General features: G+C 38.3%; 28 protein-coding genes. 18 read left to right on the forward strand and 10 right to left on the reverse strand.

The features are described 5' to 3' along the window. Positions 1–78 precede the first annotated feature (78 nt). The 4 genes from KO513_RS05575 to KO513_RS05590 all read right to left on the reverse strand — a co-directional run bounded on the left by KO513_RS05575 (position 79) and on the right by KO513_RS05590 (position 2,572). Positions 79–1,311: an ammonium transporter gene (locus KO513_RS05575; protein ID WP_215912622.1), complete on the reverse strand. Its 1,233-nt coding sequence runs from the start codon at positions 1,309–1,311 to the stop codon at positions 79–81. Positions 1,312–1,340: 29 nt separating this feature from the next. Continuing rightward, positions 1,341–1,679 carry a P-II family nitrogen regulator gene (locus tag KO513_RS05580; protein ID WP_215441431.1) on the reverse strand — a complete coding sequence of 113 codons (339 nt, stop codon included), beginning with the start codon at positions 1,677–1,679 and terminating at the stop codon, positions 1,341–1,343. Between the two features lie 286 nt (positions 1,680–1,965). Next, positions 1,966–2,337: a fluoride efflux transporter CrcB gene (gene crcB, locus KO513_RS05585; protein ID WP_215912623.1), complete on the reverse strand. Its 372-nt coding sequence runs from the start codon at positions 2,335–2,337 to the stop codon at positions 1,966–1,968. Positions 2,338–2,392: 55 nt separating this feature from the next. Continuing rightward, positions 2,393–2,572: a hypothetical protein gene (locus KO513_RS05590; protein ID WP_215441435.1), complete on the reverse strand. Its 180-nt coding sequence runs from the start codon at positions 2,570–2,572 to the stop codon at positions 2,393–2,395. Between the two features lie 372 nt (positions 2,573–2,944). On the opposite strand from KO513_RS05590, the gene KO513_RS05595 reads away from it, so the two are divergent. Continuing rightward, positions 2,945–3,331, forward strand: coding sequence for a nucleoside triphosphate pyrophosphohydrolase family protein (locus KO513_RS05595; RefSeq protein ID WP_215441437.1), 387 nt, complete (start codon positions 2,945–2,947; stop codon positions 3,329–3,331). A 96-nt stretch (positions 3,332–3,427) separates the two neighbouring features. Here KO513_RS05595 and KO513_RS05600 read toward each other — a convergent pair whose 3' ends face one another. Continuing rightward, positions 3,428–4,492: a branched-chain amino acid aminotransferase gene (locus KO513_RS05600; RefSeq protein WP_215912624.1), complete on the reverse strand. Its 1,065-nt coding sequence runs from the start codon at positions 4,490–4,492 to the stop codon at positions 3,428–3,430. 106 nt (positions 4,493–4,598) lie between these two features. Here KO513_RS05600 and KO513_RS05605 point away from each other — a divergent pair, with 106 nt between their 5' ends. The 10 genes from KO513_RS05605 to KO513_RS05650 all read left to right on the forward strand — a co-directional run bounded on the left by KO513_RS05605 (position 4,599) and on the right by KO513_RS05650 (position 14,166). Then, complete coding sequence (locus tag KO513_RS05605) at positions 4,599–5,093, forward strand: DUF4920 domain-containing protein (protein WP_215912625.1); 495 nt, start codon at positions 4,599–4,601, stop codon at positions 5,091–5,093. 1 nt (position 5,094) lies between these two features. After that, positions 5,095–5,754, forward strand: coding sequence for a tRNA (5-methylaminomethyl-2-thiouridine)(34)-methyltransferase MnmD (mnmD, locus tag KO513_RS05610; protein WP_215912626.1), 660 nt, complete (start codon positions 5,095–5,097; stop codon positions 5,752–5,754). Between the two features lie 127 nt (positions 5,755–5,881). Further along, complete coding sequence (locus KO513_RS05615) at positions 5,882–6,847, forward strand: TIGR01777 family oxidoreductase (protein ID WP_215912627.1); 966 nt, start codon at positions 5,882–5,884, stop codon at positions 6,845–6,847. 203 nt (positions 6,848–7,050) lie between these two features. After that, positions 7,051–7,596 (forward strand): nucleotide exchange factor GrpE, encoded by a 546-nt coding sequence (locus KO513_RS05620; protein ID WP_215441447.1) that lies wholly within the window; start codon positions 7,051–7,053, stop codon positions 7,594–7,596. A gap of 9 nt (positions 7,597–7,605) precedes the next feature. Then, entirely contained in the window at positions 7,606–8,736 is a 1,131-nt protein-coding gene (gene dnaJ / locus KO513_RS05625) for a molecular chaperone DnaJ (protein ID WP_215912628.1), read from the forward strand. A gap of 185 nt (positions 8,737–8,921) precedes the next feature. After that, a complete protein-coding gene (locus KO513_RS05630; protein WP_215912629.1) occupies positions 8,922–9,863 on the forward strand; it encodes an ABC transporter ATP-binding protein in 942 nt (313 codons plus the stop codon). Beyond that, on the forward strand, positions 9,856–11,184 hold the full coding sequence (locus KO513_RS05635) for an ABC transporter permease (protein ID WP_215912630.1): 1,329 nt from the start codon (positions 9,856–9,858) through the stop codon (positions 11,182–11,184). The genes KO513_RS05630 and KO513_RS05635 overlap by 8 nt, the downstream gene beginning before the upstream one ends. Before the next feature lie 2 nt (positions 11,185–11,186). After that, complete coding sequence (locus KO513_RS05640; protein ID WP_215912631.1) at positions 11,187–12,122, forward strand: mechanosensitive ion channel family protein; 936 nt, start codon at positions 11,187–11,189, stop codon at positions 12,120–12,122. Then, a complete protein-coding gene (locus tag KO513_RS05645; protein WP_215441457.1) occupies positions 12,115–12,990 on the forward strand; it encodes a DUF6268 family outer membrane beta-barrel protein in 876 nt (291 codons plus the stop codon). The genes KO513_RS05640 and KO513_RS05645 overlap by 8 nt, the downstream gene beginning before the upstream one ends. A 12-nt stretch (positions 12,991–13,002) precedes the next feature. Continuing rightward, a complete protein-coding gene (locus KO513_RS05650; protein WP_215912632.1) occupies positions 13,003–14,166 on the forward strand; it encodes a sigma-54-dependent transcriptional regulator in 1,164 nt (387 codons plus the stop codon). 40 nt (positions 14,167–14,206) lie between these two features. Here KO513_RS05650 and KO513_RS05655 read toward each other — a convergent pair whose 3' ends face one another. Next, on the reverse strand, positions 14,207–14,893 hold the full coding sequence (locus tag KO513_RS05655) for a hypothetical protein (protein WP_215441460.1): 687 nt from the start codon (positions 14,891–14,893) through the stop codon (positions 14,207–14,209). Between the two features lie 200 nt (positions 14,894–15,093). Between KO513_RS05655 and KO513_RS05660 the strand changes: the two genes are divergently transcribed. The 3 genes from KO513_RS05660 to KO513_RS05670 all read left to right on the forward strand — a co-directional run bounded on the left by KO513_RS05660 (position 15,094) and on the right by KO513_RS05670 (position 18,397). Next, the gene (locus tag KO513_RS05660; RefSeq protein ID WP_215912633.1) at positions 15,094–15,978 is read left to right on the forward strand and encodes a PPK2 family polyphosphate kinase; all 885 of its coding nucleotides are present in this window, start codon (positions 15,094–15,096) and stop codon (positions 15,976–15,978) included. Next, positions 15,975–17,357 (forward strand): M20/M25/M40 family metallo-hydrolase, encoded by a 1,383-nt coding sequence (locus KO513_RS05665; protein ID WP_215912634.1) that lies wholly within the window; start codon positions 15,975–15,977, stop codon positions 17,355–17,357. Before KO513_RS05660 ends, KO513_RS05665 begins: the two co-directional genes overlap by 4 nt. A gap of 107 nt (positions 17,358–17,464) precedes the next feature. Continuing rightward, positions 17,465–18,397, forward strand: coding sequence for a peptidylprolyl isomerase (locus KO513_RS05670; RefSeq protein ID WP_215912635.1), 933 nt, complete (start codon positions 17,465–17,467; stop codon positions 18,395–18,397). A gap of 529 nt (positions 18,398–18,926) precedes the next feature. Here the strand turns inward: KO513_RS05670 and KO513_RS05675 are convergent. Further along, a complete protein-coding gene (locus KO513_RS05675) occupies positions 18,927–19,121 on the reverse strand; it encodes a cold-shock protein (protein ID WP_013994176.1) in 195 nt (64 codons plus the stop codon). A 300-nt stretch (positions 19,122–19,421) separates the two neighbouring features. Beyond that, entirely contained in the window at positions 19,422–20,060 is a 639-nt protein-coding gene (locus KO513_RS05680) for a peroxiredoxin (RefSeq protein WP_215441468.1), read from the reverse strand. A 109-nt stretch (positions 20,061–20,169) separates the two neighbouring features. Here KO513_RS05680 and KO513_RS05685 point away from each other — a divergent pair, with 109 nt between their 5' ends. Continuing rightward, a complete protein-coding gene (locus tag KO513_RS05685; RefSeq protein WP_215912636.1) occupies positions 20,170–20,712 on the forward strand; it encodes a YfiT family bacillithiol transferase in 543 nt (180 codons plus the stop codon). 22 nt (positions 20,713–20,734) lie between these two features. On the opposite strand, the gene KO513_RS05690 is transcribed toward KO513_RS05685, so the two are convergent. Next, positions 20,735–21,292, reverse strand: a complete 558-nt coding sequence (locus tag KO513_RS05690) for a thioredoxin family protein (RefSeq protein WP_215912637.1) — start codon at positions 21,290–21,292, stop codon at positions 20,735–20,737. A gap of 109 nt (positions 21,293–21,401) precedes the next feature. Between KO513_RS05690 and KO513_RS05695 the strand changes: the two genes are divergently transcribed. The 3 genes from KO513_RS05695 to KO513_RS05705 are packed head-to-tail and all read left to right on the forward strand — an operon-like array spanning position 21,402 to position 23,705. Next, positions 21,402–21,740 (forward strand): tRNA-binding protein, encoded by a 339-nt coding sequence (locus KO513_RS05695; RefSeq protein WP_215912638.1) that lies wholly within the window; start codon positions 21,402–21,404, stop codon positions 21,738–21,740. A 4-nt stretch (positions 21,741–21,744) separates the two neighbouring features. Continuing rightward, positions 21,745–22,665: a bile acid:sodium symporter family protein gene (locus KO513_RS05700; RefSeq protein WP_215912639.1), complete on the forward strand. Its 921-nt coding sequence runs from the start codon at positions 21,745–21,747 to the stop codon at positions 22,663–22,665. Beyond that, entirely contained in the window at positions 22,662–23,705 is a 1,044-nt protein-coding gene (locus KO513_RS05705; protein ID WP_215912640.1) for a 1-acyl-sn-glycerol-3-phosphate acyltransferase, read from the forward strand. Before KO513_RS05700 ends, KO513_RS05705 begins: the two co-directional genes overlap by 4 nt. A 77-nt stretch (positions 23,706–23,782) precedes the next feature. On the opposite strand, the gene KO513_RS05710 is transcribed toward KO513_RS05705, so the two are convergent. Then, complete coding sequence (locus KO513_RS05710; protein WP_215441480.1) at positions 23,783–24,163, reverse strand: PUR family DNA/RNA-binding protein; 381 nt, start codon at positions 24,161–24,163, stop codon at positions 23,783–23,785. Positions 24,164–24,189: the final 26 nt, after the last annotated feature.

The following is a 24,189-nucleotide window of genomic DNA, read 5'->3' on the forward strand; positions in this document are numbered from 1 at the left end:
TTTTAATCTGTAAAGATTTTGAAAGGGTTATATAACGGAGCGTTCTGCAAAACGCTCCGTTTCTAATTAATATGATTATTAGTCGTTTATGAAATCTGGGTAAGCATCCATACCGTGCTCGTGAATGTCAAGACCTTCGATCTCTTCTTCTTTGCTCACTCTAAGTCCCATTACTGCTTTTAGTGTTCCAAGGATAGCGAACGTGCAAACTACACAGAAGGCACCTACGATCAATACTCCGTACAATTGGGTCATGAATTGCTCACCACCTGCTTTTGCTCCAAAGATTCCTACTGCTAATGTTCCCCAGATACCACATATCAAGTGAACTGCAACGGCACCAACAGGATCATCTAGTTTTAATTTATCTACTAGAGCAACACCTAAGACAATGATAAGACCGGCCAAGAATCCAATCAAGATTGCTTCGTTAGGAGACATAAGGTCCGCGCCAGCGGTAATACCTACAAGGCCACCAAGAATACCGTTAAGGAACATGGTTAAATCTAAGTTCTTATATAGTATGGTAGATAGGATAACGGCTCCAAAACCACCTGCAGCTGCTGCTAAACTTGTAGTTACCAATACAAGTGAAGTTAATTCTGGGTCGGCTGAAAGTACAGATCCACCGTTAAACCCGAACCATCCTAACCAAAGGATAAGTACACCTGCGGTTGCTAAAGGTATGTTATGGCCTGGTATGGCCTTAGGCTTACCGTTTTCGTCAAATTTACCAATTCGTGATCCTAGTAAGAAGATAGCAACCAATGCTGCCCAACCTCCTACAGAGTGAACCAAAGTAGAACCTGCAAAGTCATAGAAACCCCATGAATCCAAGAAACCACCACCCCATTTCCAAGCACCTACTATTGGGTAAACAAGACCTACGTAGATTACGGTAAAGATCATAAAGGCACCAATTTTCATACGTTCTGCAACGGCACCGGATACGATAGTTGCTGCTGTAGCTGCAAACATACCTTGAAACAAGAAGTCTGTCCACCAAGTGTAACCGCCATCTGCGTATTCAGGAGTCATTCCGTTTTCTGGAGCTGCAATACCAAAGCCTGCAAATCCGAATATACCTGAAGAACCTTCTTCAAAGCCTGGGTACATCATATTAAAGCCCCATGCGTAGTAAAGTAAAAGTCCACCTGTAATAATAAAGATGTTCTTAAATAATATGTTTATTGTATTTTTTTGTCTGGTAAGGCCTATTTCTAAAAAGGCGAATCCGGTGTGCATGAAGAATACCAAAGCGGTAGCCAACATCATCCAAACGTTATTTGCTGTAAATAATCCTGCGTCCATTTTCTTTAAAGTTTAGTTATTGGTTTTTTTTAGTTGATTCCAGCTTGCCCGCTTTCTTTGGTTCGTATTCTGTAAGCCTCAAGAACCTCGGAAACAAATATTTTTCCATCTCCAACATTACCGGTATAAGCTGCTTCAAGAATGGTATCAACCGTACGCTCAACAAATTCATCGGATACTACTATAGAAAGGTATCTTCTCTGAATGTCGCTCGTACTATAAGAGATTCCTCTATAGACATGACCCTGTTTTTCGTTTCCTACCCCCGTTACATCCCAGTAACTGAAGAAGTTCACCTCTATTTGATGAAGCGCTTTTTTTACGTCATCAAACTTCGATTTTCTAATGATTGCCTCGATTTGTTTCATAATAATTATATTAATTAGAGAAACAAATGTATGTTAAAATAATTAACACCCCATAAATTTTGGGGTGTTATGCTTTATTTTTATGTTTATGTGAAATTATACCCCTATTTTTTTGGGGTATCTTAATAAAATTTGTTCAAAATGTATTTTTGATGATATAAAATCAGAGAATCTAATGGAATATTGAAAAAAATGGATAAAAAATGTCATAAGGTTAGATAATCATAAGTTGATTGCCTAAAACTTTGAACTTTTGATAGGATAGAAAAAGGGTGAATAAAGGCCTTTAGACCAATTTTGACAACCAAAGGCCTAGTGCAACGGCCAAAATGCCAACAATAACACTAGAAATAAGATAGGTAAAGAAACCTATAAATTCCCCTGACGTTAAAAGTGAGTGCTTTTCAAAGGCAAAAGTGGAAAATGTAGTAAAGCCTCCGCAGAAACCGGTAGCGAACAAAAGTGTCTGGTTAGAGGTTAAATAATTTGTCTTAACAGAAAGACCTAAAATAAGACCTATTAGTAAACAGCCTAGAACGTTTACAATAAAAGTGCCTAGAAAGAAATGTTGAAAGTGATTGTTGAGTGATTTGGAAACCAGATAGCGAAGTATGCTACCTATGCCACCTCCAAAGAATACAAGTAACAATTGTTTCATCTGCGCAAATTACGTAAATAATTTGTCAGCTTGGTAATGCTTTTTGTGGATAGTTTTAAACGGCTTTCTTAAACTTGGAAGAAAGATTGTTAAGCGTGTAAACTTTAGATGATGCAGATTTGGATGCATTCTCTTCCGTCTTTTTTGCTCCATTAGATATTCCACTTAAGCTAAATACCATAAACAAAGCATTTGCCCCGATTAAAACTAAAAGTATTGTGAAGAAAGTCATCATTTTTTTACCCCTTTGGAATACATAACGCAAAATTACGCTATTTGTTATGTTATACGAGAAGAAATTACTTTTAGTCGTGAAAAGCGGTGTTTTTATCGAGACTATAAATATTGTCCTAATTTTTAAGGAAATGCTTAATAAAAAGTAGGATTACTACGAAGGATATGAATAAAAGTCCCACCCATTTAACCCCTTTGTAGTTTTTTGCGTGTAGTTTTTTGTCTTTTTTGTAGGACAAAAAGATAATTACGATAAAACAGATGGCAAAAAGCGCGGCAAAAACGATTTGTCCGGTGGTGAACATATTCTTTATTTTTATGCAAAATTACGCTATTATTGGCAGAAACTATTTTTAAATCAATACAACTATATATGAAAAACAAAATTAGTGCGGTAGCGCTTTTCCACAACTCGTTTGGGTTGGGGGTCTCAGAAACCATGCGTGCAGATTTAGGGGAAGCCAAGAACCTGCTTAGGTTTAATTTGATGGATGAGGAGAATCAAGAATATCTGGAGGCGGCAAGAAATAATGACCTGGTAGAAGTTGCAGATGCCCTTGGTGATATGCTCTACATCTTGTGCGGGACTATTCTTGAGCACGGTATGCAACATAAAATAGAAGAAGTGTTCAATGAAATACAACGTAGTAATATGAGTAAATTGGGGCAAGATGGTAAGCCTATCTACCGCGAAGATGGTAAGGTGTTAAAAGGCCCCAACTATTTTAAACCTAATATTGCGGAAATTTTGGAGAAATAATTCTACGTTTATGAGAATGAAAAACGGGTGCTAAATTTAGCACCCGTTTTTTTATCCTTTATAATAAGATGTTCACTTTATGTAAACGGTCTTATTTTAAAGCCCTACTCTCCAACCAAATGGGTCTTCGGCACGGTTGTATTGTATATCCGTAATGTCTTTCTTTATTTGAGAAGCAAAACTGTTTTCCAATTCCGGTAAATCATAATCTACACCTCTGTAGCCAAATGCGGAAATTGGTGAAACTACGGCAGCAGTTCCCGCTCCGAACATTTCTTTAAGTCTTCCGTTCTTGGCGGCTTCAACAACTTCGGCAACTGTAATCTTTCTTACTTCGGTCTTAATGCCTTTTTGTTCTGCCAGCTGCAAAATACTTTTTCGTGTAATACCGTCTAATATACGGTCACTTGTTGGGCCTGTAATTAAAGTATCGTCAATACGAACAAAAATGTTCATGGCACCGGCTTCCTCAATATATTCATGATTGTGGTCATCGGTCCAAATAACTTGATTGTATCCTTTTTCAACCGCTAATTGGGTTGGGTAGAACTGTCCGGCATAATTACCACCAGTTTTAGCATAACCTACGCCCCCGTTCGCGGAACGCGAATATTTTTCTTCAATAAGTACTTTAACTTTTCCGGAAAAATAGGACCCAGATGGTGCAAGGCATATTATAAATTTATAAGCATTTGCAGGAGAAGCGTGAAAACCGTTCCCGGAAGCAAACATAAAAGGTCTTATGTACATAGAGCTCCCTTCGGTCTGCGGAATCCATTTTTCTTCCAATTCCAATAGCGCCTTTAAGCCTTCCATGAAAAACTCTTCGGGTAATTCCGGAATGGCCATACGTTTTGCGGAGATGTTCAATCTTTTAAAGTTCTCCAACGGTCTAAAAAGCCACGTCTTGTTATTATCATCTTTGTAGGCTTTCATTCCTTCAAAAATAGACTGCCCGTAATGGAAAATTTTTGCAGACGGGTCAAGGCTAATGGGCTGGTAGGGAGTTATTTTTGGAGTTTCCCAAGCGCCATTTTTATAATCGCAGACCAGCATGTGATCAGTAAATACACTCCCAAAAGCGAGATTGTTAAAATCTACTTGTTCGATCTTTGATTCTTTTACCTTTTCAATGCTGATTTTTTGCATGGTCGAGTTCATAACTTTTTAAATTAAAGGATTAAAATTAACGATTTATCCTTACCTGTTCTTCTTTTTTCGTTGAAAAATGCCCAGTTTTGCGGTACTTATCTAATTTTTATAGGAAATGCGTGTATTTAACAATTTACTTGCGGTTTTTATGGTGGTTTTGGCCTGTAGTGGGCAAGAAACCAAAGAGATAACTTACAATGGCGTCAACTATAAAATGATTGGCGCGAATTTGGAAGCCTCCAATGCATTGACCAGTGCCGAAATGGCCCGGAAATTTAGCGGTATGTCCGTGCAGGATACATTGCGTACAAAATTTAAAGCTACGGTAACAGATGTTTGTAAGGTTAAGGGCTGTTGGATGAAGTTGCAATTGAACGACGGACGGGAAACTATGGTTCGCTTTAAGGATTATGGCTTTTTTATGCCAAGTGATATTACGGGTAAGGAAGTAATCGTTAACGGTTATGCGTATGTAGAGTCTATGAGTGTGGAGGACCAAAAACATTACGCAAAAGATGGTGGGAAGTCTGAGTCTGAAATCGCAAAAATCAAGGAGCCAAAGAAAACTCTAGGTTTTGAGGCAGATGGTGTTTTGATAGAAAATAAATAGTTTGGAAAGAAAAATTATTACAACGGGCGATGGGTCAAAGACCATTCAGATTTCTGATTGGGACGAACAGTACCACTCAAAACACGGGGCGGTCCAAGAAGCGTATCACGTTTTTATAAAACATGGTCTATCTCTTTTTTTTGGAAAAAACATACATATTCTTGAAATAGGTTTCGGTACGGGACTCAATGCGCTTATTACCCGAATGGAATCAAAGAAAAATCCCACTGAAATTACTTATAGGGGGGTAGAGGCATATCCGGTCTCACCAGAAGAATTGGAACAACTCAATTATATATCCGAGTTAAAAGCCGAAGAATTCAGGTCGGATTTTGAGAAAATGCATACCGCTCCATGGGAAAATGATGTTCGGATTTCGGAAAATTTTCTCTTGAAAAAGGAACAGAAGTTTTTTGCGGATATTGATGATGAAAATGTTTTTGACCTGGTTTATTTTGATGCCTTTGGCGCAAGGGTGCAACCTGAACTTTGGACAGAGGATATTTTTTCCAAGATGTACCGTGCTATGAAAAAAGACGGAGTGTTAGTTACATATGCCGCCAAAGGCAGTGTTAGAAGGGCAATGTTAGCAGTTGGTTTTGAGGTAGAACGCCTGCCTGGTCCTCCAGGAAAAAGAGAAATGTTAAGGGCTAAAAAGTAACTGTTTGTACTAATAAAAGGTTAATTATAAACGGGTTATCGGCATTTCTTAACATATTGGCACGTATTAGTGTTAAATCCGAATTAAATGATAGTCAGCTAGTTTGCAAAAGCTATACCTTTGAATCATGAGAATACTGATTACAGGGGCAACAGGTCTAGTGGGCAGTGCGATTGTGGAGCAATGTCAAAGGAAGGGTATTGCCGTAAATTACCTTACTACAAGTAAAAGTAAAATTTCTTCAAAGCCAGAATACAAGGGGTATTATTGGAACCCTGATAAAGGCGAAATTGATTTGGATTGTCTAACTGGGGTTTCTGCTATTATAAATTTGGCGGGGTCTTCCATTTCTAAAAGATGGACATCTAGCAATAAAAAAAAGATAATATCCAGCAGGGTCAATTCCTTAAGGACTTTATATACGGCATTAGAAAAGGTAGATACCAGTAAAATATCATCTTTTGTATCGGCATCTGCAATTGGTAGATACCCAGATTCTTTAAGTAAATTTTATACCGAAGAAGATACAGAGGTTGATGATAGTTTTTTAGGTGAGGTTGTAGCGTTGTGGGAAAATGAAATAGATCGCTTCAATACCTTTGGTTTTAATGTGGCCAAGGTAAGAATAGGTTTGGTAATGTCATGTAAGGGAGGAGCGCTTCCGGAAATGGCAAAACCAATTAAGAATTATGTGGGAGCTGCATTTGGTAGTGGAGAGCAGTGGCAGTCCTGGGTTCATATTTCGGATTTGGCAAGAATGTTTTTGTTTGTTGTACAATATGGTCTGGATGGCGTGTTTAATGGGGTAGGGCCAAACCCTGTTACCAATAGCAAATTGGTAAAAGAGATAGCTAAGGTCCTTGAAAAACCAGTTATACTTCCTAATATTCCAAGAATGGCTATGAGAATTATTTTGGGTAAAATGTCTTATCTACTCTTTGCTAGCCAGCGCGTAAGTTGCAAGAAAATAGAGGAAGAGGGGTTCAATTTTATCTATCCCAATGTTTGTGTTGCCTTGGAAGCTATATATAATAGTAAGGAATGCACTAAAACATCTAATATTAAAGCTTTATCAAAAGAATATATTCCCTAGTAAATTATTTGGGTTATAATAAAGTATAGGATACCTGCGTAGGCAGGTATTTTTTTGCTTTAATATTTAACGGTGTGGTTTGTTGGGGTTGTAGAAACTTTGGAGATATTTTTTTGATTTCTTTTTTTAGTGACATTTTGACATTTTTAAAGAAATGGCAGTACTTTTGCCAACCTAAAAGCGAGAATTCAAATTGTATCACAATGAGCGATAAACAAAATACAGAAGACCTTGATCAGGTATTGGACAAAGACCAAGCAGAAACAACGTCTGAAAATAATATAGAGCAAGAAGAACTAAGTGTGGAAGAACAATTAAGAGAGGACCTTGCTAAGGAAAAAGATAAATTTCTACGGTTGTTTGCTGAGTTTGAAAACTTCAAAAAACGAACTTCAAAAGAGCGAATGGATTTATTTAAGACCGCTGGTCAGGAAATTATGGTTTCCATGTTGCCGGTTTTAGATGATTTTGAACGCGCTTTAAAAGAGATGGCCAAATCTGAGGATAAAGAGATGTTTAAAGGTGTAGAACTTATTAGAGTAAAGTTCCGTGAGACTTTAAAATCTAAAGGACTAGAAGAGGTAAGTGCCGAAATAGGCGATGCTTTTGATGCAGATGTGCATGAGGCTATTACACAAATACCTGCCCCTAACAAAAAACTTAAAGGAAAGATTGTTGATGTGGTTGAGAAAGGGTTTAAGCTTGGTGATAGAATCATTCGTCACCCAAAAGTGGTAGTAGGAAACTAAAAAGCAAGGATGAAGGAAGATTATTATGACGTACTTGGCATAAGTAAAAGTGCCAGCGCAGCAGAGATAAAGAAAGCCTATAGAAAAAAGGCGTTGCAGCATCATCCGGATAAAAATCCGGGAGATACCAAGGCGGAGGAAATGTTCAAAAAGTCTGCGGAAGCATATGAAGTGTTGAGCGACCCTGACAAAAGAGCACGTTACGATCAGTTTGGGCATGGTGCTTTTGACGGTTCTGGCGGCTTTGGCGGCGGCGGAATGAATATGGATGATATCTTCAGTCAATTTGGAGACATTTTCGGTAGCGCTTTTGGCGGTGGCGGAGGTGGCTTTGGCGGCTTTGGCGGCGGCTTTGGTGGCGGTGGTCAACGTAGGGTTAAAGGAAGTAACCTTCGCATCCGTGTAAAGTTGACGCTTGAGGAAGTTGCCAACGGCGTAGAGAAAAAAATAAAGGTTAAAAGAAAAATCCAGGCAAGTGGTGTAACCTATAAAACATGTGCAACATGTGGTGGTAGGGGACAGGTTACCAAAATCACCAATACAATTCTTGGACGTATGCAGACTGCAGCTACTTGTAGCACATGTGGTGGTAGCGGTCAGGTTTTGGATAAAAAACCTAGTGATGCAGATGCACAAGGGCTTAAGGTGGCAGAGGAAACCGTATCAATTAATATTCCTGCAGGGGTTGAGGACGGTATGCAGTTAAAGGTGCCCAATAAAGGTAACGATGCTCCGGGCAATGGCGTTCCGGGAGATTTGTTGGTAGCTATTGAAACCGTAGATCATGAGACTTTAAAGCGCGAGGGAGACAACCTTCACTATGACCTGTATATTAGCTTTTCAGAAGCCGTTTTAGGTACATCCAAAGAAATTGATGCCGTTGGTGGAAAGGTGCGTATAAAATTAGAGTCAGGTATCCAGTCCGGTAAAATATTACGTTTAAGAGGTAAGGGTATCTCTAGTATTAATGGTTACGGTAGTGGTGATTTATTGGTTCATGTTAACGTTTGGACTCCAAAAGAGTTGAACAAAGAGCAAAAAGAGTTCTTTGAACGAATGCAGAACAATGAAAACTTTTTGCCAAAACCTGAGAAATCTGACAAATCTTTCTTTGAAAAAGTAAAAGATATGTTCTCATAATTCATATAAATTGCGTTTTAAATAAAAAACGTATATTTGATTTAATATTGGTATTCCAATATTAATTTTCTTTTTCATAGCAATTTTTTTCCCATCCTTATTTGCTTAAGGGTGGGTTTTGTTTTTAGGAATATATTGGCAATGTCTTGTGAGGACAAAAAACTATCTTTGACAAAATTGCTTACATGGATAATATTTTGGTCACTAAAGAGGTCACCAAACAATTTGGGGAATATACCGCTCTAAATAATGTATCGTTAGAGATTCCCAAAAATAGTATTTACGGACTTCTAGGTCCAAACGGTGCAGGGAAGACTACCCTTATTCGTATTATAAATCAGATTACGTATCCGGACAGTGGAGAGGTTTTGTTTGATGGGAAACCCTTAAAGGCGGAACACGTAGCACAAATAGGATACCTGCCAGAAGAGCGCGGTCTTTACAAGAGCATGAAAGTGGGCGAGCAAGCACTCTACTTGGCACAATTAAAAGGCTTATCTAAAGCTGAAGCCAAAAAAAGGCTTAAATTTTGGTTTGAGCGTTTAGAAATTGGGGATTGGTGGAACAAAAAAATCCAGGAACTTTCTAAAGGGATGGCTCAAAAGATACAGTTTATTGTAACCGTATTACATGAACCCAAATTATTGATTTTTGACGAGCCCTTTAGCGGGTTTGATCCTATTAATGCCAATATTATAAAGGATGAAATTCTTAAGTTGAAGGAGAAGGGTACATCAATTATTTTTTCTACGCATAGGATGGAATCTGTAGAGGAACTTTGCGAGTACATTGCACTGATCCATCGTTCGGAAAAAATATTGGACGGTAAGCTATCGGATATTAAAAAAGCATATAAAAACAATGTTTTTAAAGTGGGCTTACAGACCCAGAATGCAGATATGCTCTTAAAAGAACTAACGGATAAATTTACCATTAACACCTCCCAATTTGATGCCGAAGAAAATCAGTTGGATCTTACACTGCAATTACCCACTAATGATTCTCGTGAGGTGCTCACCTATTTATCGTCCAAGGCAAACATCAATCACTTTGTAGAGACCATTCCGTCTACAAGCGAAATTTTTATACAAACCGTACAAAGCAAAAGTAAAGGTCTAAATGAATAAGCTATCACTTATTATAAAAAGGGAGTATTTGGCAAAGGTGCGGAATAAGTCCTTTGTAATAATGACATTTTTAAGTCCCATTCTTATGGTTGCCATGGTGGTGCTTGTTGCATATCTGGCCAAAGTGAACGATAATGAATCTAGGGTTATCGGTATATTGAACCAAAGCGATTATTTTTTAAATGATTTTGTTCCTAGTGAGACTACTTCATTTGTGGAGTTTAGTGATGTAACCTTAGAGGAAGCAAAAGATTCCGTTGCAAGTTTAGGCTTTGATGGGCTGCTATACCTTCCTAAGGACTCTAGTTTAAGAGAGGTAACTGAAAATTCGTTTTTTTATACCAAAGACGCTCCACCTACACAGGTGGTGGAACGTTTGGAGAATACCATCCAAGAACGATTGCGGCAAGAACGGTTACACGAAATGGGTATCTCGGCAGCAGATTTTGCCAAGATGGATGCAAGTTTTGAGATGAACACCGCAACCTTTACGGGGGAAACCAATCTTAAGGGAATTAATGAAATAAAAGCTTTTATTGGTGGAGGTTTTGGTTATCTCATCATGATGTTTATAATCATTTATGGTGGTTTTGTAATGCGTAGTGTAATAGAGGAAAAGACCAGCCGTATTATTGAGGTAATTATCTCTTCAGTTAAGCCTTTTCAACTTATGCTGGGTAAAATTATAGGTACTTCCTTGGCGGGAATCACTCAGTTTGCCATATGGATCATCTCCGCAGGTATTCTTTTATTAATATCATTTGCAGTTTTTGATATTGATCCTGTGGCTCTAAATACTGGGGCTACTATGGCTTCGAGTATGGGGGGCGGGTTACCTTCCGTGGATCATACCATGCAACTTTACGCTCAGGAACTGTTCAAGATTCCATGGGTAATGCTCATTACCTTCTTTCTTATCTATTTTGTTCTGGGATACTTGATCTACAGTTCAATTTATGCAGCTATTGGCGCTGCGGTAGACAATGAAACGGATACTCAGCAATTTATATTTCCTATAATTCTTCCTCTAATGTTGGCCATTTACGTGGGTTTCTTTTCGGTTTTTAGTAATCCTCATGGTCCCATAGCGGTTGGTTTTTCGTTATTTCCATTAACATCTCCAATTGTTATGCTCATGCGCTTACCTGGAGGAATTGGAGAAGGAGGTGTGCCTGTTTGGGAGTTGATTACATCTATTACCCTTTTAATCGTTACATTTATAGGTATCGTTTGGTTGGCGGCAAAAATATATAGGGTAGGTATTCTTATGTACGGTAAAAAGCCAACCTACAAAGAATTGTTCAAGTGGTTAAGATATTGATCATGATTCAGGACACACAAAGTAAAGTAGAGGAAATAATAGAAGAAGATATTTGGGGAGCCATTAAAGACTTTCTTAATCTAGGCCTCAAATATGGCGAAGGCGAGAACACCATTAACATAACCATTGGTCTTCTACTTTTGCTAGTTGCTGCATTTTTGATTACCGGAGTGGTTTTAAAATGGTTGCGTACCCTTTTAACCAGGCGTATGTCCGGAGACGATAAGCTTAAGTTTATTAGCGTTTTTAAGTTTATTAGGTACGTTGTCTATATGGTGGTTATACTTTTGACCATGAGTGCGGCAGGAATAGATATAACTCTGCTTCTTACGGCTTCGGCAGCACTTTTTGTAGGTTTGGGGTTGGCCTTACAGGAGCTTTTTCAAGATGTAATAGGTGGTATTTTTATAATAATTGACAAGTCTCTCCATGTTGGGGATATTATAGAGGTAGACAGTAAAGTGGGCAAGGTGTTTGAAATAAAATTGAGAACCACCCGTGCCATTACAAGAGATGATAAGGTAATTATTATTCCCAACCACAAGTTCATTAGTGATATAATTTACAATTACACCCAAAACCATAAAACCACTAGGGAGCAGATTAGAATAGGAATTGCCTATGGAAGTGATGTTAATTTGGCCACCAGTATTTTAGAAGGAATTGCTGCAAAGCAAAAAGGGCTGTTAAAAAGCCCCAAACCATTTGTGATTTTTGAAGATTTTGGCGATTCGGCCTTAATGTTTTCCCTTAATTTCTATACGAACGATAGTTTTAGTGTCCCCAAAATAAAAAGTGAAATGCGTTATAAGTTAGACGCGGAATTTAGAAGTAACAATATTTCTATACCTTTTCCGCAAAGAGATATACATATTATTCAGCAAAAGCCGTTTCAATATAGTAATACAAGTAATATTGAACCAAAGCAGGGTGAATAGTAGCAAGTTTAGTGCCCGTATAATCTTTTTTCTTTTATGGTCATTTGTCGGGTTCGGACAAACCCCGGACGTAGTAAGATTAGAGTACATGATGATGCCAAGGAACAATTCCGATGCGGAGTTGTCACGAATGAAGCTTTTGGTAAACGTGCCAATAAAAGTTAAGGATTCCAACAACCTAGTTATTGGAGCGGAGTATAACCGTCTTGCCTATAATCTCGCGCGGGAGCTTCCGTTCAGTAATGCAGGGTTAAAGCAGTTTCATGTAGTGGATTTTAATATGGCCTATGTTTGGAAATTCAATCCAAATTGGCGCTTTATTGGAGTAGTCACGCCCCGTTTGTCATCTACCTTAACAAACCCAATTGAGAATGGGGATTTTTCGGTGAACTCAACAATCGGTTTTTTAAAAGAGAAGAAAAATATAGACAAACCAAGTATAATGGTGTTAGGTCTTGCCTATAATTCTACGGTAGCACTTCGTGTCCCCATTCCTATTTTTTATTACGAACAGCGTTTTCATAAAAACTGGAGTTTTGTAGTTGGGATACCCAAAACGGGAATGAAATACCATTTAAAAGAAAGACACCAATTTCAAACGGAGTTTATATTTGATGGGTATTATGTGAATTTGCAGAATAATATAGTACTGCCAAATACGATAAGCGCTTCTTCCGTATCCTCGTCTGCGGCCTTGGTAACGGTAGGTTACCAGTTTAAGTTGGCGGCGAGTACGTTTGTCTACGCCTACGCCGGTCATACGGTATTTCAAGACGGTGTTTTGAGAGATGAAGAAAGAAATGATATTTTTACGTTAAACGATAACCCTAGTTTTTATTTTAGAACAGGATTTAGAATAGGACTTTAAAATTAAGATACTATGCCCAAAATATTAGTAATTGAAGACGAAGCCGCAATTAGACGTGTATTGGTCAAGATTCTCTCAGAAGAGAGCGATAGCTATCAATTAGAAGAGGCGGAAGATGGAGTTAAAGGTCTAGAGGCAGTTAAGAACAATGATTATGATCTTGTGCTTTGTGATATAAAAATGCCTAAAATGGATGGGGTAGAAGTGTTGGAAGCAGCTCGTAAGATAAAACCGGAAACACCATTTATCATGATTTCCGGGCACGGAGATTTGGATACTGCGGTCAATACAATGAGGTTAGGGGCATTTGATTACATTTCAAAACCACCGGACCTTAATAGGCTTCTGACTACCGTTCGTAATGCGGTGGACAGAAAAGTATTGGTAGTAGAGAATAAGAAGTTAAAGAAAAAGGTAAGTAAGAATTACGAGATGATCGGTGAGAGTAAAGAAATCACCGTCATTAAAGATATGATTGAAAAAGTTGCGCCTACGGATGCCCGTGTACTTATTACAGGTTCAAATGGTACCGGTAAGGAGTTGGTTGCGCATTGGGTGCATGAAAAGAGTGAACGTAGCTCAGCTCCTTTTGTTGAGGTGAACTGTGCGGCCATACCTTCGGAATTAATAGAGAGCGAACTCTTTGGCCATGTAAAAGGCGCCTTTACATCTGCCGTTCGCGATCGTGCCGGTAAATTTGAGGCGGCCAACAAAGGAACCATTTTTCTAGATGAAATTGGTGATATGAGTCTATCTGCTCAGGCTAAGGTACTGAGAGCGCTTCAGGAAAGTAAAATATCTCGTGTAGGAACGGATAAGGATATAAAAGTAGATGTACGCGTTATAGCGGCAACCAACAAAAATCTAAAAAAGGAAATAGAAGAAGGTAATTTCCGTGAAGACTTATACCATAGATTGGCGGTTATATTAATTCAGGTTCCAGCTTTGAACGATAGGCGTGATGATATTCCTTTGCTTATTGAACATTTTGCGAAAAAAATAGCTTCGGAACAGGGCAGTGCCTCCAAAACGTTTTCGGCGAAAGCCATAAAACTTTTAAAAAGTTATGATTGGACCGGGAATATAAGAGAACTTAGAAACGTAGTTGAACGTTTAATTATCTTGGGAGGAAAAGAAGTTACGGAAGAGGATGTAAAACTCTTCGCAAGCAAGTAGCAAGCGTGTGTATGGAAATAAGCAAAGGTTAAGAAGAATTCTATCTTCCACATTTACCTAAACGCTCCAAGGCTTGTGCGGTTATCTCTTTTGTCTTTAGATTGTAGTATTTCTTACTTTCGGACAGGTGCGGCTTAAGAAGTTCTTGCTCACAGTTTTCATAGATGTTTTGTGCAAATGCTCTGGCTTCGGCACAATCTACTGTATTTATAACCTTGTCCAATGAAGCTTTGTACTTCAATAAAGAAGTATCTATCTTTTGTTGTATTTTGGTATTATCAAGGAAGGACATGGTAACTTCTTCTTCAGGATTTTCAACATTCATGACCAGATTATTGGAACCATATATGCTGCCATGCTCATCATGGTTGGCAATGGCTTCTAAACTTTCTTTACTGAATTCAAGCGCTTTGTTAAGTAATATACGGGTACCGGCAAGAGAGGTGGCTCTGGTGGCATTTTTTAGATATTCAATATTCTCTATGACACTGTCCGAAGCATATTCACAACCGCAATCCGCTATTTGATTTTTAGATTTTTCAAGTGCATTCAGGGCCTTAAATGTATAGAATCTGGCCATTTGCAAATCTTTCATAGAAAGTGCTTTTTTGGTCTGGTTTTTTACGTAGCCCAAGTTAGAATTGGCATAATCGCAATCTTGGGTGGCTCCAAAAGAGTGCGAAAATGAAAACATGAAAAGAAATAATATAAAGTAGTATAACTTCATAGGCTAGGCTTTTTCTGCTGTAAAATTTGGGGTTATTTACGGTGTAAAGTTAAGCACGCCAGCTTGTTAACCTGTAGTTTTTTCGATGGACAACCTACTGTGCATGGTATTTTGGATAAACCGGGCAGTTCTGTTGTTAAACGGTCATTTTTTTTAACATTTGATACCGTTCAACGGTAAAATAGTTTTATATTCAACCTATGTACAAGTCAAAAATTACTTCATTTAGAGTGGACGGGAGGGTTAAACTTCTAGAGCGGCCCACGAGAGAGGATTTCGGTAAGACCGATAAAGAATTAAAAAAGGATTTAGAAAACATCCGTGAAGAGCTAGGTGATTTTCAAGACACACTATATGCTCATGGGAAGTATAGTGTTCTTATCTGTCTACAAGGTATGGATACCGCTGGTAAGGACAGTTTGATCCGGGAGGTATTCAAGGACTTTAATGCACGCGGTGTTGTGGTACACAGTTTTAAAGTGCCTACGGAGTTGGAGCTGGGCCATGATTATTTGTGGAGGCATTACATAGCTTTGCCTGCCAAAGGTAAATTTGGGGTTTTTAATAGAACACATTATGAGAATGTTCTGGTAACCCGTGTACATCCTGAATATATTATGGGAGAGCACATTCCTGGGATTCATTCGGTAGCAGATATAGATCAAAAATTTTGGGATAAACGTTTTGAACAAATCAATAATTTTGAGCGCCACATTGCCGAAAATGGTACGATTATCTTTAAATTTTACCTTCACCTATCTAAAGAGGAACAGCGCTTAAGATTACTTAGAAGGCTAGCTTTAAAACGTAAAAATTGGAAATTTTCCCCGGGAGATCTTAAAGAACGCAAACTTTGGGATACGTACCGGAACTGTTACGAAGAAGCTATTAATGAAACATCCAAAGCCCATGCGCCTTGGTACATTGTACCTGCGGACAATAAAAAAGCGGCACGGGTTATTGTAGCATCCGTTTTACTGGAAGAACTTAAAAAGTATAAGGATATTAAGGAACCGGAGCTAGACGATAAGATAAAGGCCAATTTGGCACTCTATAAACAACAATTGGAAAAAGAAGCAGAATGAAGAAAGTTATAGTTCTCTTGTTGGGCTTAATCTTAAGTACCTATGGATACGCTCAGAACGATGATGAGAAACAAATAAAAAAAATATATGATCAAGCGCTTACCAAAGGGAAGGCTTATGATTGGCTCAATTACCTTTCCAATCAGATAGGAGGTAGGTTATCCGGCAGTGTGCAGGCGCAATTGGCGGTAGATTATACTAAGGCACAGTTAGATTCCTTGGGTCTTGATAGAGTATGGCTTCAGCCGGTAAAAGTGCCAAAATGGGTACGGGGTACTCCTGAATTCGCATATTTTGAAACCAGTCCGGGTTTATCTACAAACGTGTCAATTTGTGCCTTGGGAGGGTCTGTGGCCACTCCATTGGGCGGATTAAAAGCCGGGGTGGTAGAAGTACAAGGAATAGAAGACTTGGAAAAGTTGGGCAAATCAAAAATAGAGGGCAAAATTGTTTTTTATAACCGTCCTATGGATCCAACGCTGATCAGCACGTTTGCGGCATATACGGGTTGCGTAGATCAACGTTATTCCGGAGCGGAGGAAGCCGCTAAGTATGGAGCGGTTGGTGTAATCGTAAGATCAATGAATTTGAGGTTGGATGATTACCCTCATACGGGATCTATGGGGTATGGAGACACACCTGTGTCAAAAAGGATTCCGGCTGCGGCCATTAGCACAAAGGGAGCAGAGCTGTTGAGTACAACCTTAAAGTTGAGTGAGGATACTCAATTTTATTTTAAACAGAACTGCAAACAGTTTGATGATGTGGAGTCGTTTAATGTAATTGGAGAGATTAAAGGAAGCGAGTTTCCAAATGAAATTATGGTCGTAGGAGGACATTTAGATTCTTGGGATCTTGGAGACGGTTCTCATGATGACGGAGCGGGATGTGTACAGAGTATGGATGTATTACGCTTGTTGAAAACTACGGGTTATAAGCCTAAAAGAACTATAAGGGTGGTTTTGTTCATGAACGAGGAAAACGGATTGAGAGGTGGTAATAAGTATGCCGAGGTAGCCAGCAATAAAAAAGAAAAACATGTTTTTGCTTTAGAGAGTGATGCAGGTGGTTTTACCCCTCGCGGATTTTCTTTTGATTGTTCCGATGAAAACCTAAAACAGGTTCAAAGTTGGAAAACTTTGTTTGAACCGTATTATATTCACCTTTTTGAGAAAGGCTATAGCGGTGCGGATATTCGCCCGTTAAAAGATGACCAAATGGTATTGGCCGGCTTAAGACCGGATTCACAACGCTATTTTGTGCACCACCATGCAGAGAACGATACTTTTGAGCATGTTAATAAACGTGAGCTGGAACTAGGTGCCGCCAGTATGGCCAGTTTAGTGTATTTGTTTGATAAATATGGTATTGTAAAGTAATTTTTTAACTGATTTGGGAGCGTAACGGAATAGTTGTAAGGGGACTTTTCCCTCCAATTTTTCCGAACAAATTTGCTTATCTTTGCCGCTCATTAAAAAAATGAAAAATGCAAGACGGAATCTACGCAAAATTCAATACGGACAAAGGTGAAGTAGTAGTAAAACTCACCCATGATAAAACTCCGGGTACGGTAGGTAACTTTGTTGCCCTTGCCGAAGGAAAACAAGAAAATACTGCAAAAGCAGCAGGTGAACCTTATTATGATGGATTAAAATTCCATAGGGTAATTCCTGATTTTATGATACAAGGCGGATGCCCTCAAGGAACGGGTACAGGTGATGCCGGTTATAAATTTGATGACGAATTTCATCCGGACTTAAACCATTCTGCACCAGGAGTACTTTCTATGGCTAACGCCGGTCCTGGAACCAACGGTAGCCAGTTTTTCATTACGCATGTGCCAACACCGTGGTTAGATAATAAACATACTGTGTTTGGTCATGTAGAAAGTGGTCAAGACGTGGTTGATGCTATTGCTCAAGGCGATAAAATAAATAGTTTAGAGATTGTTCGTGTAGGTGATGAAGCCCAAAATTGGGATGCACTGGCTAGTTTTGAAAAATTTAAAAGTTCCAAGGAAGAGCGCCTAGCGGAAGAGAAAGCAAAGCAAGCTGCAGAATTAGATAAAATAGCAGCAGGTTTTGATGAAACTGCAAGTGGGTTACGTTACAAAATGATTCAAAAAGGGAGTGGTGCACAAGCTGAAAAAGGTAAAACCGTATCAGTACACTATGAAGGTTCTTTGGTGAACGGCCAAGTTTTTGATTCTTCGTACAAGCGTAATCAACCTATTGATTTTCAATTAGGGGTTGGCCAAGTAATCCCAGGATGGGATGAAGGTATTCAACTTCTGCAAGTAGGAGACAAAGCAAGATTGGTTATTCCGTCTAGTTTAGGATATGGTAGTGCTGGTGCAGGTGGGGTTATTCCTCCTAATGCCACATTATTATTTGATGTAGAATTGATGGATGTGAAATAAAGAAAAGTAATTTATTCTTTGTTACAGTATACAAAGCCTTGGCAGAAATGTCAGGGCTTTTTTATGTTATAGGTGGAAGCTGTACTTAGAATAAAGAGTTTATTCTAAGCTTTGTCAGCCTATGTAAAAGCAGGTGGAGTTATATAAACGCTGAAATTTATGCTGGAAAAAAACAAAAGAAGGAAGGGCAGCGCAATTTTTAGGTCGCTCTGCTAAAGAATCAATGCCCCGCCAATAATGATTATCGGGAGTTCTTGGCTCTATTTGTGCTTAATATGAGTAAAACAATATTTACTACAAGCAATACGAAAATAATACCAAAAAAAGTAAGCATATTCTATTGTTTGGTTAAGTGGGGAAAACCTAGTTTCTAACTAGACGCACAATAAGTAAAAGGGTTGCGTTAAAAACTTAAAAACAAATGTACGAAAATTACGACAAAAATAGAATTTCTTGTATGTGGGAAAGAAAAAAGCCCCGTTACCATTGGTAACAGGGCTTTTGTATAAAAAAAGTTTTTGCGTCTTTCTTAGTCAACTACTTTCACATTTACCGCGTTCAGTCCTTTTTTACCTTGTTGTAGCTCAAATTCTACAACGTCACCTTCACGAATTTCATCGATTAAACCAGAAATGTGTACAAAGTGATCTTCGCTTGAACCATCTTCAGTGATAAATCCGTAACCTTTGGAATCATTGAAGAATTTTACTGTTCCTTTACTCATAATACAAAAAAATTAAATTAAATTATGCCGCAAAGATAACTATAAAAAATTAATTCAATGATTTTTACCAAGTTATCTTTACTTTAACTGAGGGTTAGGGTTAAACTTTCTGTTTTTGCCAAAACCTACCTAATAGCTTTTCTTTGAGTTTCTTACATCCTATCGTTAAGTATCCAGTAAAGTTTTTTAGTTTGGACCTAGTAAGTTAAGCTACTTTTTTATGTAAGAATTTTAGAAATGATAAAGCCATCTATTTTAATTAAAAAGTAGATGGCTCTGTAAAAATATTAAAGGACCTTTTTATGCAGTTGGGTCCGGTGTCATACGTAAATAAGGTTTTACTTCATTAACGCCTTTACTAAAAATTGTTTTGGCATCTTCTGTAGAAATTGCTGGGCTAACAACAACGTCTTCACCATTTTTCCAGTTAGCGGGTGTTGCTACCTTATGATTTGCAGTAAGTTGTAATGAGTCAATAACCCGTAACAATTCATAAAAATTACGACCCGTAGAAGCAGGGTAGGTCAACATAAGTTTAACCGTTCTGTCCGGAGCAATAATAAATACGGAACGTACAGTTAGTGTACTATCCGCTTTTGGGTGAATCATGTCATATAAATCGGAAACCTTTCGGTCTTCATCTGCTATAATCGGAAATTCTACATTAGTATTCTGAACTTCATTAATGTCTTTGATCCACTCTACATGAGATGCGGCACCATCTACACTCAGTGCAATCATTTTAACGTTACGTTTATCAAATTCGCCTTTAAATTGTGCAGCGGTACCTAATTCCGTAGTACAAACCGGTGTAAAGTCTGCAGGGTGGGAAAATAGAATTCCCCAGCTATCACCTAGATAATCGTATAGGTTAATTTCGCCTATGGAACTGTCTGCCGTAAAGTTAGGGGCTTTATCGCCCAATCGTATTGTTGCCATTATAATATGTTTTTAGGGTTGAAATTTAATCCTATAAATTTAGTAGATTAATGAAGCGCAACCTTAATTTTATGGTTAAAAATGTATTAAAGTTTCTTACTTTTAAGGCATGGAAAAGAACGAGTTGGAACAGTTAAAATACCCAATAGGAAAATTTGAGGCGCCTGCACAAATAACCCATGAACACATAAAGGAATGGATTCATGTTTTGGAGATGATTCCTCAAGAATTGGAGAATTTGGTCAAGAATTTAAACGAAGAACAGTTAGAGACACCCTACCGTCCCGAGGGGTGGACGGTAAGACAAACGGTGCATCATATTGCAGACAGTCACCACAACAGCTATATTCGTTTTAAATGGGCACTAACAGAGGATAATCCCGTCATAAAAGCTTACGATGAAAAAGCTTGGGCCGAACTTTTTGATACTAGAACGGCACCTATTCAACTATCACTTGATCATTTAAAGGCGGTGCACGGTAAACTGGTTCACTTGTTAAAGGGACTCTCAAATGTACAACTCCAAAGAACATTTACCCATCCCAGCGGAAATGTTCAAGTACCTCTAGACCTTAATATTGGTCATTATGCATGGCATGGAAGACATCATTTTGCCCAAATTTTTAATTTAATAGAGAGAAAGGGCTGGTAGCCCATAATCCAAAAGTTGGGGACTATTTTTTCCATTTTATATTACATCCGATACTTGGTTTTTGGTGTGCGTTTACCGGCGTATTATCTATTAAGGCATCAAGGGCATTTTTTAGGTCATTCCCGGTTACGTGTATTCCATTTCCAGGTCTAGAATCATCAAACTGCCCACGGTATACCAACTTTAAATCGGCATCAAATACATAAAAATCAGGAGTACAGGCGGCATCGTAAGCTTGAGCTACAGCTTGTGTTTCATCATACAAATAAGGAAAAGTATACCCTTCTTCCTGGGCTGTTTTTTTCATGAGATGGGGTGCATCTTGTGGGTAGTTTATAACATCGTTACTTGAGATGGCAATGAAACCTATTCCTTTGGTCTGATAGATTTTGGCCATTTTAGCCAGTTCAGGGTTTACATGTTTAACAAAAGGGCAATGGTTGCATATAAAAGCAATAACCGTTCCTTTGCTACCTTTTAGTTCGGTTAGGCCGGCTTGGGAATCGGTTATGGTATTCAACAAGTTAAAATCCGGTGCTATAGTGCCAAGCGGAAGCATGTTACTGGGTGTATTTGCCATTTTTGTTATGTTTAAAGCTTAAAGTTATAAAAAGAATTTTGAGTGTCTTTGCCAAACCGTAATCTATTTTTACCTTCATCTTCTAGAAGTGAATTAATTTTTTTGTTACATGGAGAAAACGATAAATTGGGAAGATTTTGCAAAAATAGATATGCGTGTGGGAACGGTGGTAAGAGCTGAAGATTTCCCTGAAGCCAGAAATCCGGCATATCAATTACATATAGATTTTGGTGAAGAAATTGGAGTAAAAAAGACATCTGCCCAGGTCACTACACTTTACTCCAAAGAACAACTTTTAGGTTCACAGGTAGTTGCGGTAGTTAACTTTCCTAAAAAACAAATTGCAAATTTTATGAGCGAATGTCTTATATTGGGTGCTGTCAATGGCAAAGATGTAGAGCTTTTAGAACCAAAAGCAGTTGTTGCCAACGGATTGAAAATATCATAACTGATTGACCGAAAACCTTCTAGATAACGTACCACTTAATTTTGATGCCCAAGCACAATGGGTACTGAATATTTCCCTTGCTTTGGTAATGTTTGGCATTGCACTAGAAATTTCTGTTTCCGATTTTAAGGGCCTTTTCCAAAATCCCAAGCCCATTTTTGCGGGACTGATCAGTCAATTTATTTTACTTCCTCTATTAACCTTTGTCTTGGTATGGTTAATTGAGCCTATACCCAGTATTGCTTTGGGTATGATTATGGTGGCGGCTTGCCCTGGTGGTAATATTTCTAATTTTATATCGCATTTGGCTGGAGGAAACACGGCATTGTCCGTTAGTCTTACCGCTGCGGCAACCTTGTTGGCTGTTATTTTTACGCCTTTAAATCTCCAGTTTTGGGGAAGTCTGTATGAACCAACCCATCAAATCCTAAAGGAAGTAGCTCTGTCTCCTTGGCAAATGATTCAACTGGTTTCATTGCTGTTGGGACTGCCATTGGTTTTAGGTATTTGGGTAAACCACCTAAGACCTAAATTAGCAAGGACTTTGGGTAAAGTTCTTAAAGTGGTTTCATTGGTGTTTTTTATACTATTGGTATTTTTGGCACTGTATAACAATAGGGCTGTATTTTATGATTATGTAATGTATGTTTTCTGGATTGTAGTTTTGCATAATATATTGGCCTTTGTAACGGGATTTTCGTTTGCGAAAGTTATGGGACTATCCAAAAGAAATATACGCTCAATAACTATAGAAACGGGTATTCAAAATTCTGGCCTGGGCTTACTTTTAATTTTTTCCTTTTTTGACGGCCTGGGCGGAATGGCCTTATTGGCCGCATTTTGGGGAATTTGGCACTTGATTTCAGGTCTTGTGCTTGCTGCAGTTTGGAGCTATAAACCAATTAAAACAGAAACACTGACTTGAAAAATATAGGCTATCAACTATTGAAAACCTGGATTAAGACCGGATTGTATCTCTACTACGGTAAAATACAGGTCTCAGGACTGGAAAATGTGCCAAAAAATAAACCAGTACTCTTTTTGCCAAACCACCAAAGCGCATTATTAGATGTACTCTTAATTGCGGTAGATTGCAATAGGAAACCTTTCTTTCTAACGCGATCAGATGTGTTTACAAAACCTACGCTGAAGAAATTTTTTGCCTATTTGCGAATGATTCCCATTTATAGGATTAGGGATGGGAGGGAAGCCTTAAAGAACAACCAAGCGGTTTTTGATCAATGTGCGGAAATTTTCGGGAACGGGCATGCTATTGTAATGTTTCCCGAAGCCAATCATAATATTAAGCGTCGCGTACGCCCCTTGAGTAAAGGTTTTACACGTATTCTTTTTAATGCCGTAGAGAGATTGCCGGATACGGAAATACATATTGTACCCGTAGGACTTAATTATAAGAGCAATTCGGGCTTTCCAGATCAAGTGGCCATATACTTTGATAAAAGTATTTTAGTGAATACTATGTATGATGCTGATGACGTGCAAGGTTCTGTAAATAATGTAAAAGGGCTAGTATCCGATAGGTTGAAGCAACTTACAACACATATTGAAGATGAAAAGGCCTATGAAAACATTTCTGGGCAACTGAATGCTTTGGATATAGATTTTTTGAATCCTTTTGAGACCAATAAGGTTGTAGGAACCTTAGATAGCTCTATATCTGTGGAGCCTGTAAAAAAGAAAAAAGGAATTCTAGGAATCTTGGTTAATACTCTTTTTACATTTCTAAATTTCCCCATACTTTTTATATGGCGAAAATGGGCCAAGCCTAAAGTTTGGGAGCCTGAGTTTATGGGAACGTTACGTTTTGGATTTGCGCTATTGGCCTATCCGGTATACTATGCACTTTTGTTTACCGTAATTGCTTTACTGTGCAGTGGTCTTGTAGGACTAATGGTAATATTGTTCCTATTTATTTACAACTGGGCGTATGTTCGTAACAACTGATTTTTAATGACGGAACAAGACTTTGTAAAATAAAAAACGACCCTTTAAGGGTCGTTTTTATATTGATTTTATGAGCTTTAGATGTCGTCAAAACTAACATCTGTAAAGCTTCCTGTTTCGGTAGATTTCAACTCTCCGTTAGTTGGGATTTCTTCTTCTTTCTTGAAATCTTTTTGGTGACGTTCAGAGATAACTTCAGAACCTTTTTCCTCAATAATAAAGTTCATCATTTCCTCTACGTTTTCCCTAAAAGCCTCAAAATCTTCTTTGTAGAGGTAAATTTTATGTTTTTTGTAATGAAAAGAGCCGTCATCATGTGTAAATTTTTTGCTCTCGGTAATAGTCAAATAATAATCGCCTGCCTTTGTACTTCGTACATCAAAGAAATAGGTTCGTCTTCCTGCCCGTAATACTTTGGAATGAATTTCCTCCTGGTCCATTGAATCTTTTTCGTTCATCGCGTTTAGTGTCTAGTTAATAGTTG

The organism is Zobellia sp. B3R18 (assembly GCF_018860715.1).
Classification (GTDB): domain Bacteria; phylum Bacteroidota; class Bacteroidia; order Flavobacteriales; family Flavobacteriaceae; genus Zobellia; species Zobellia russellii.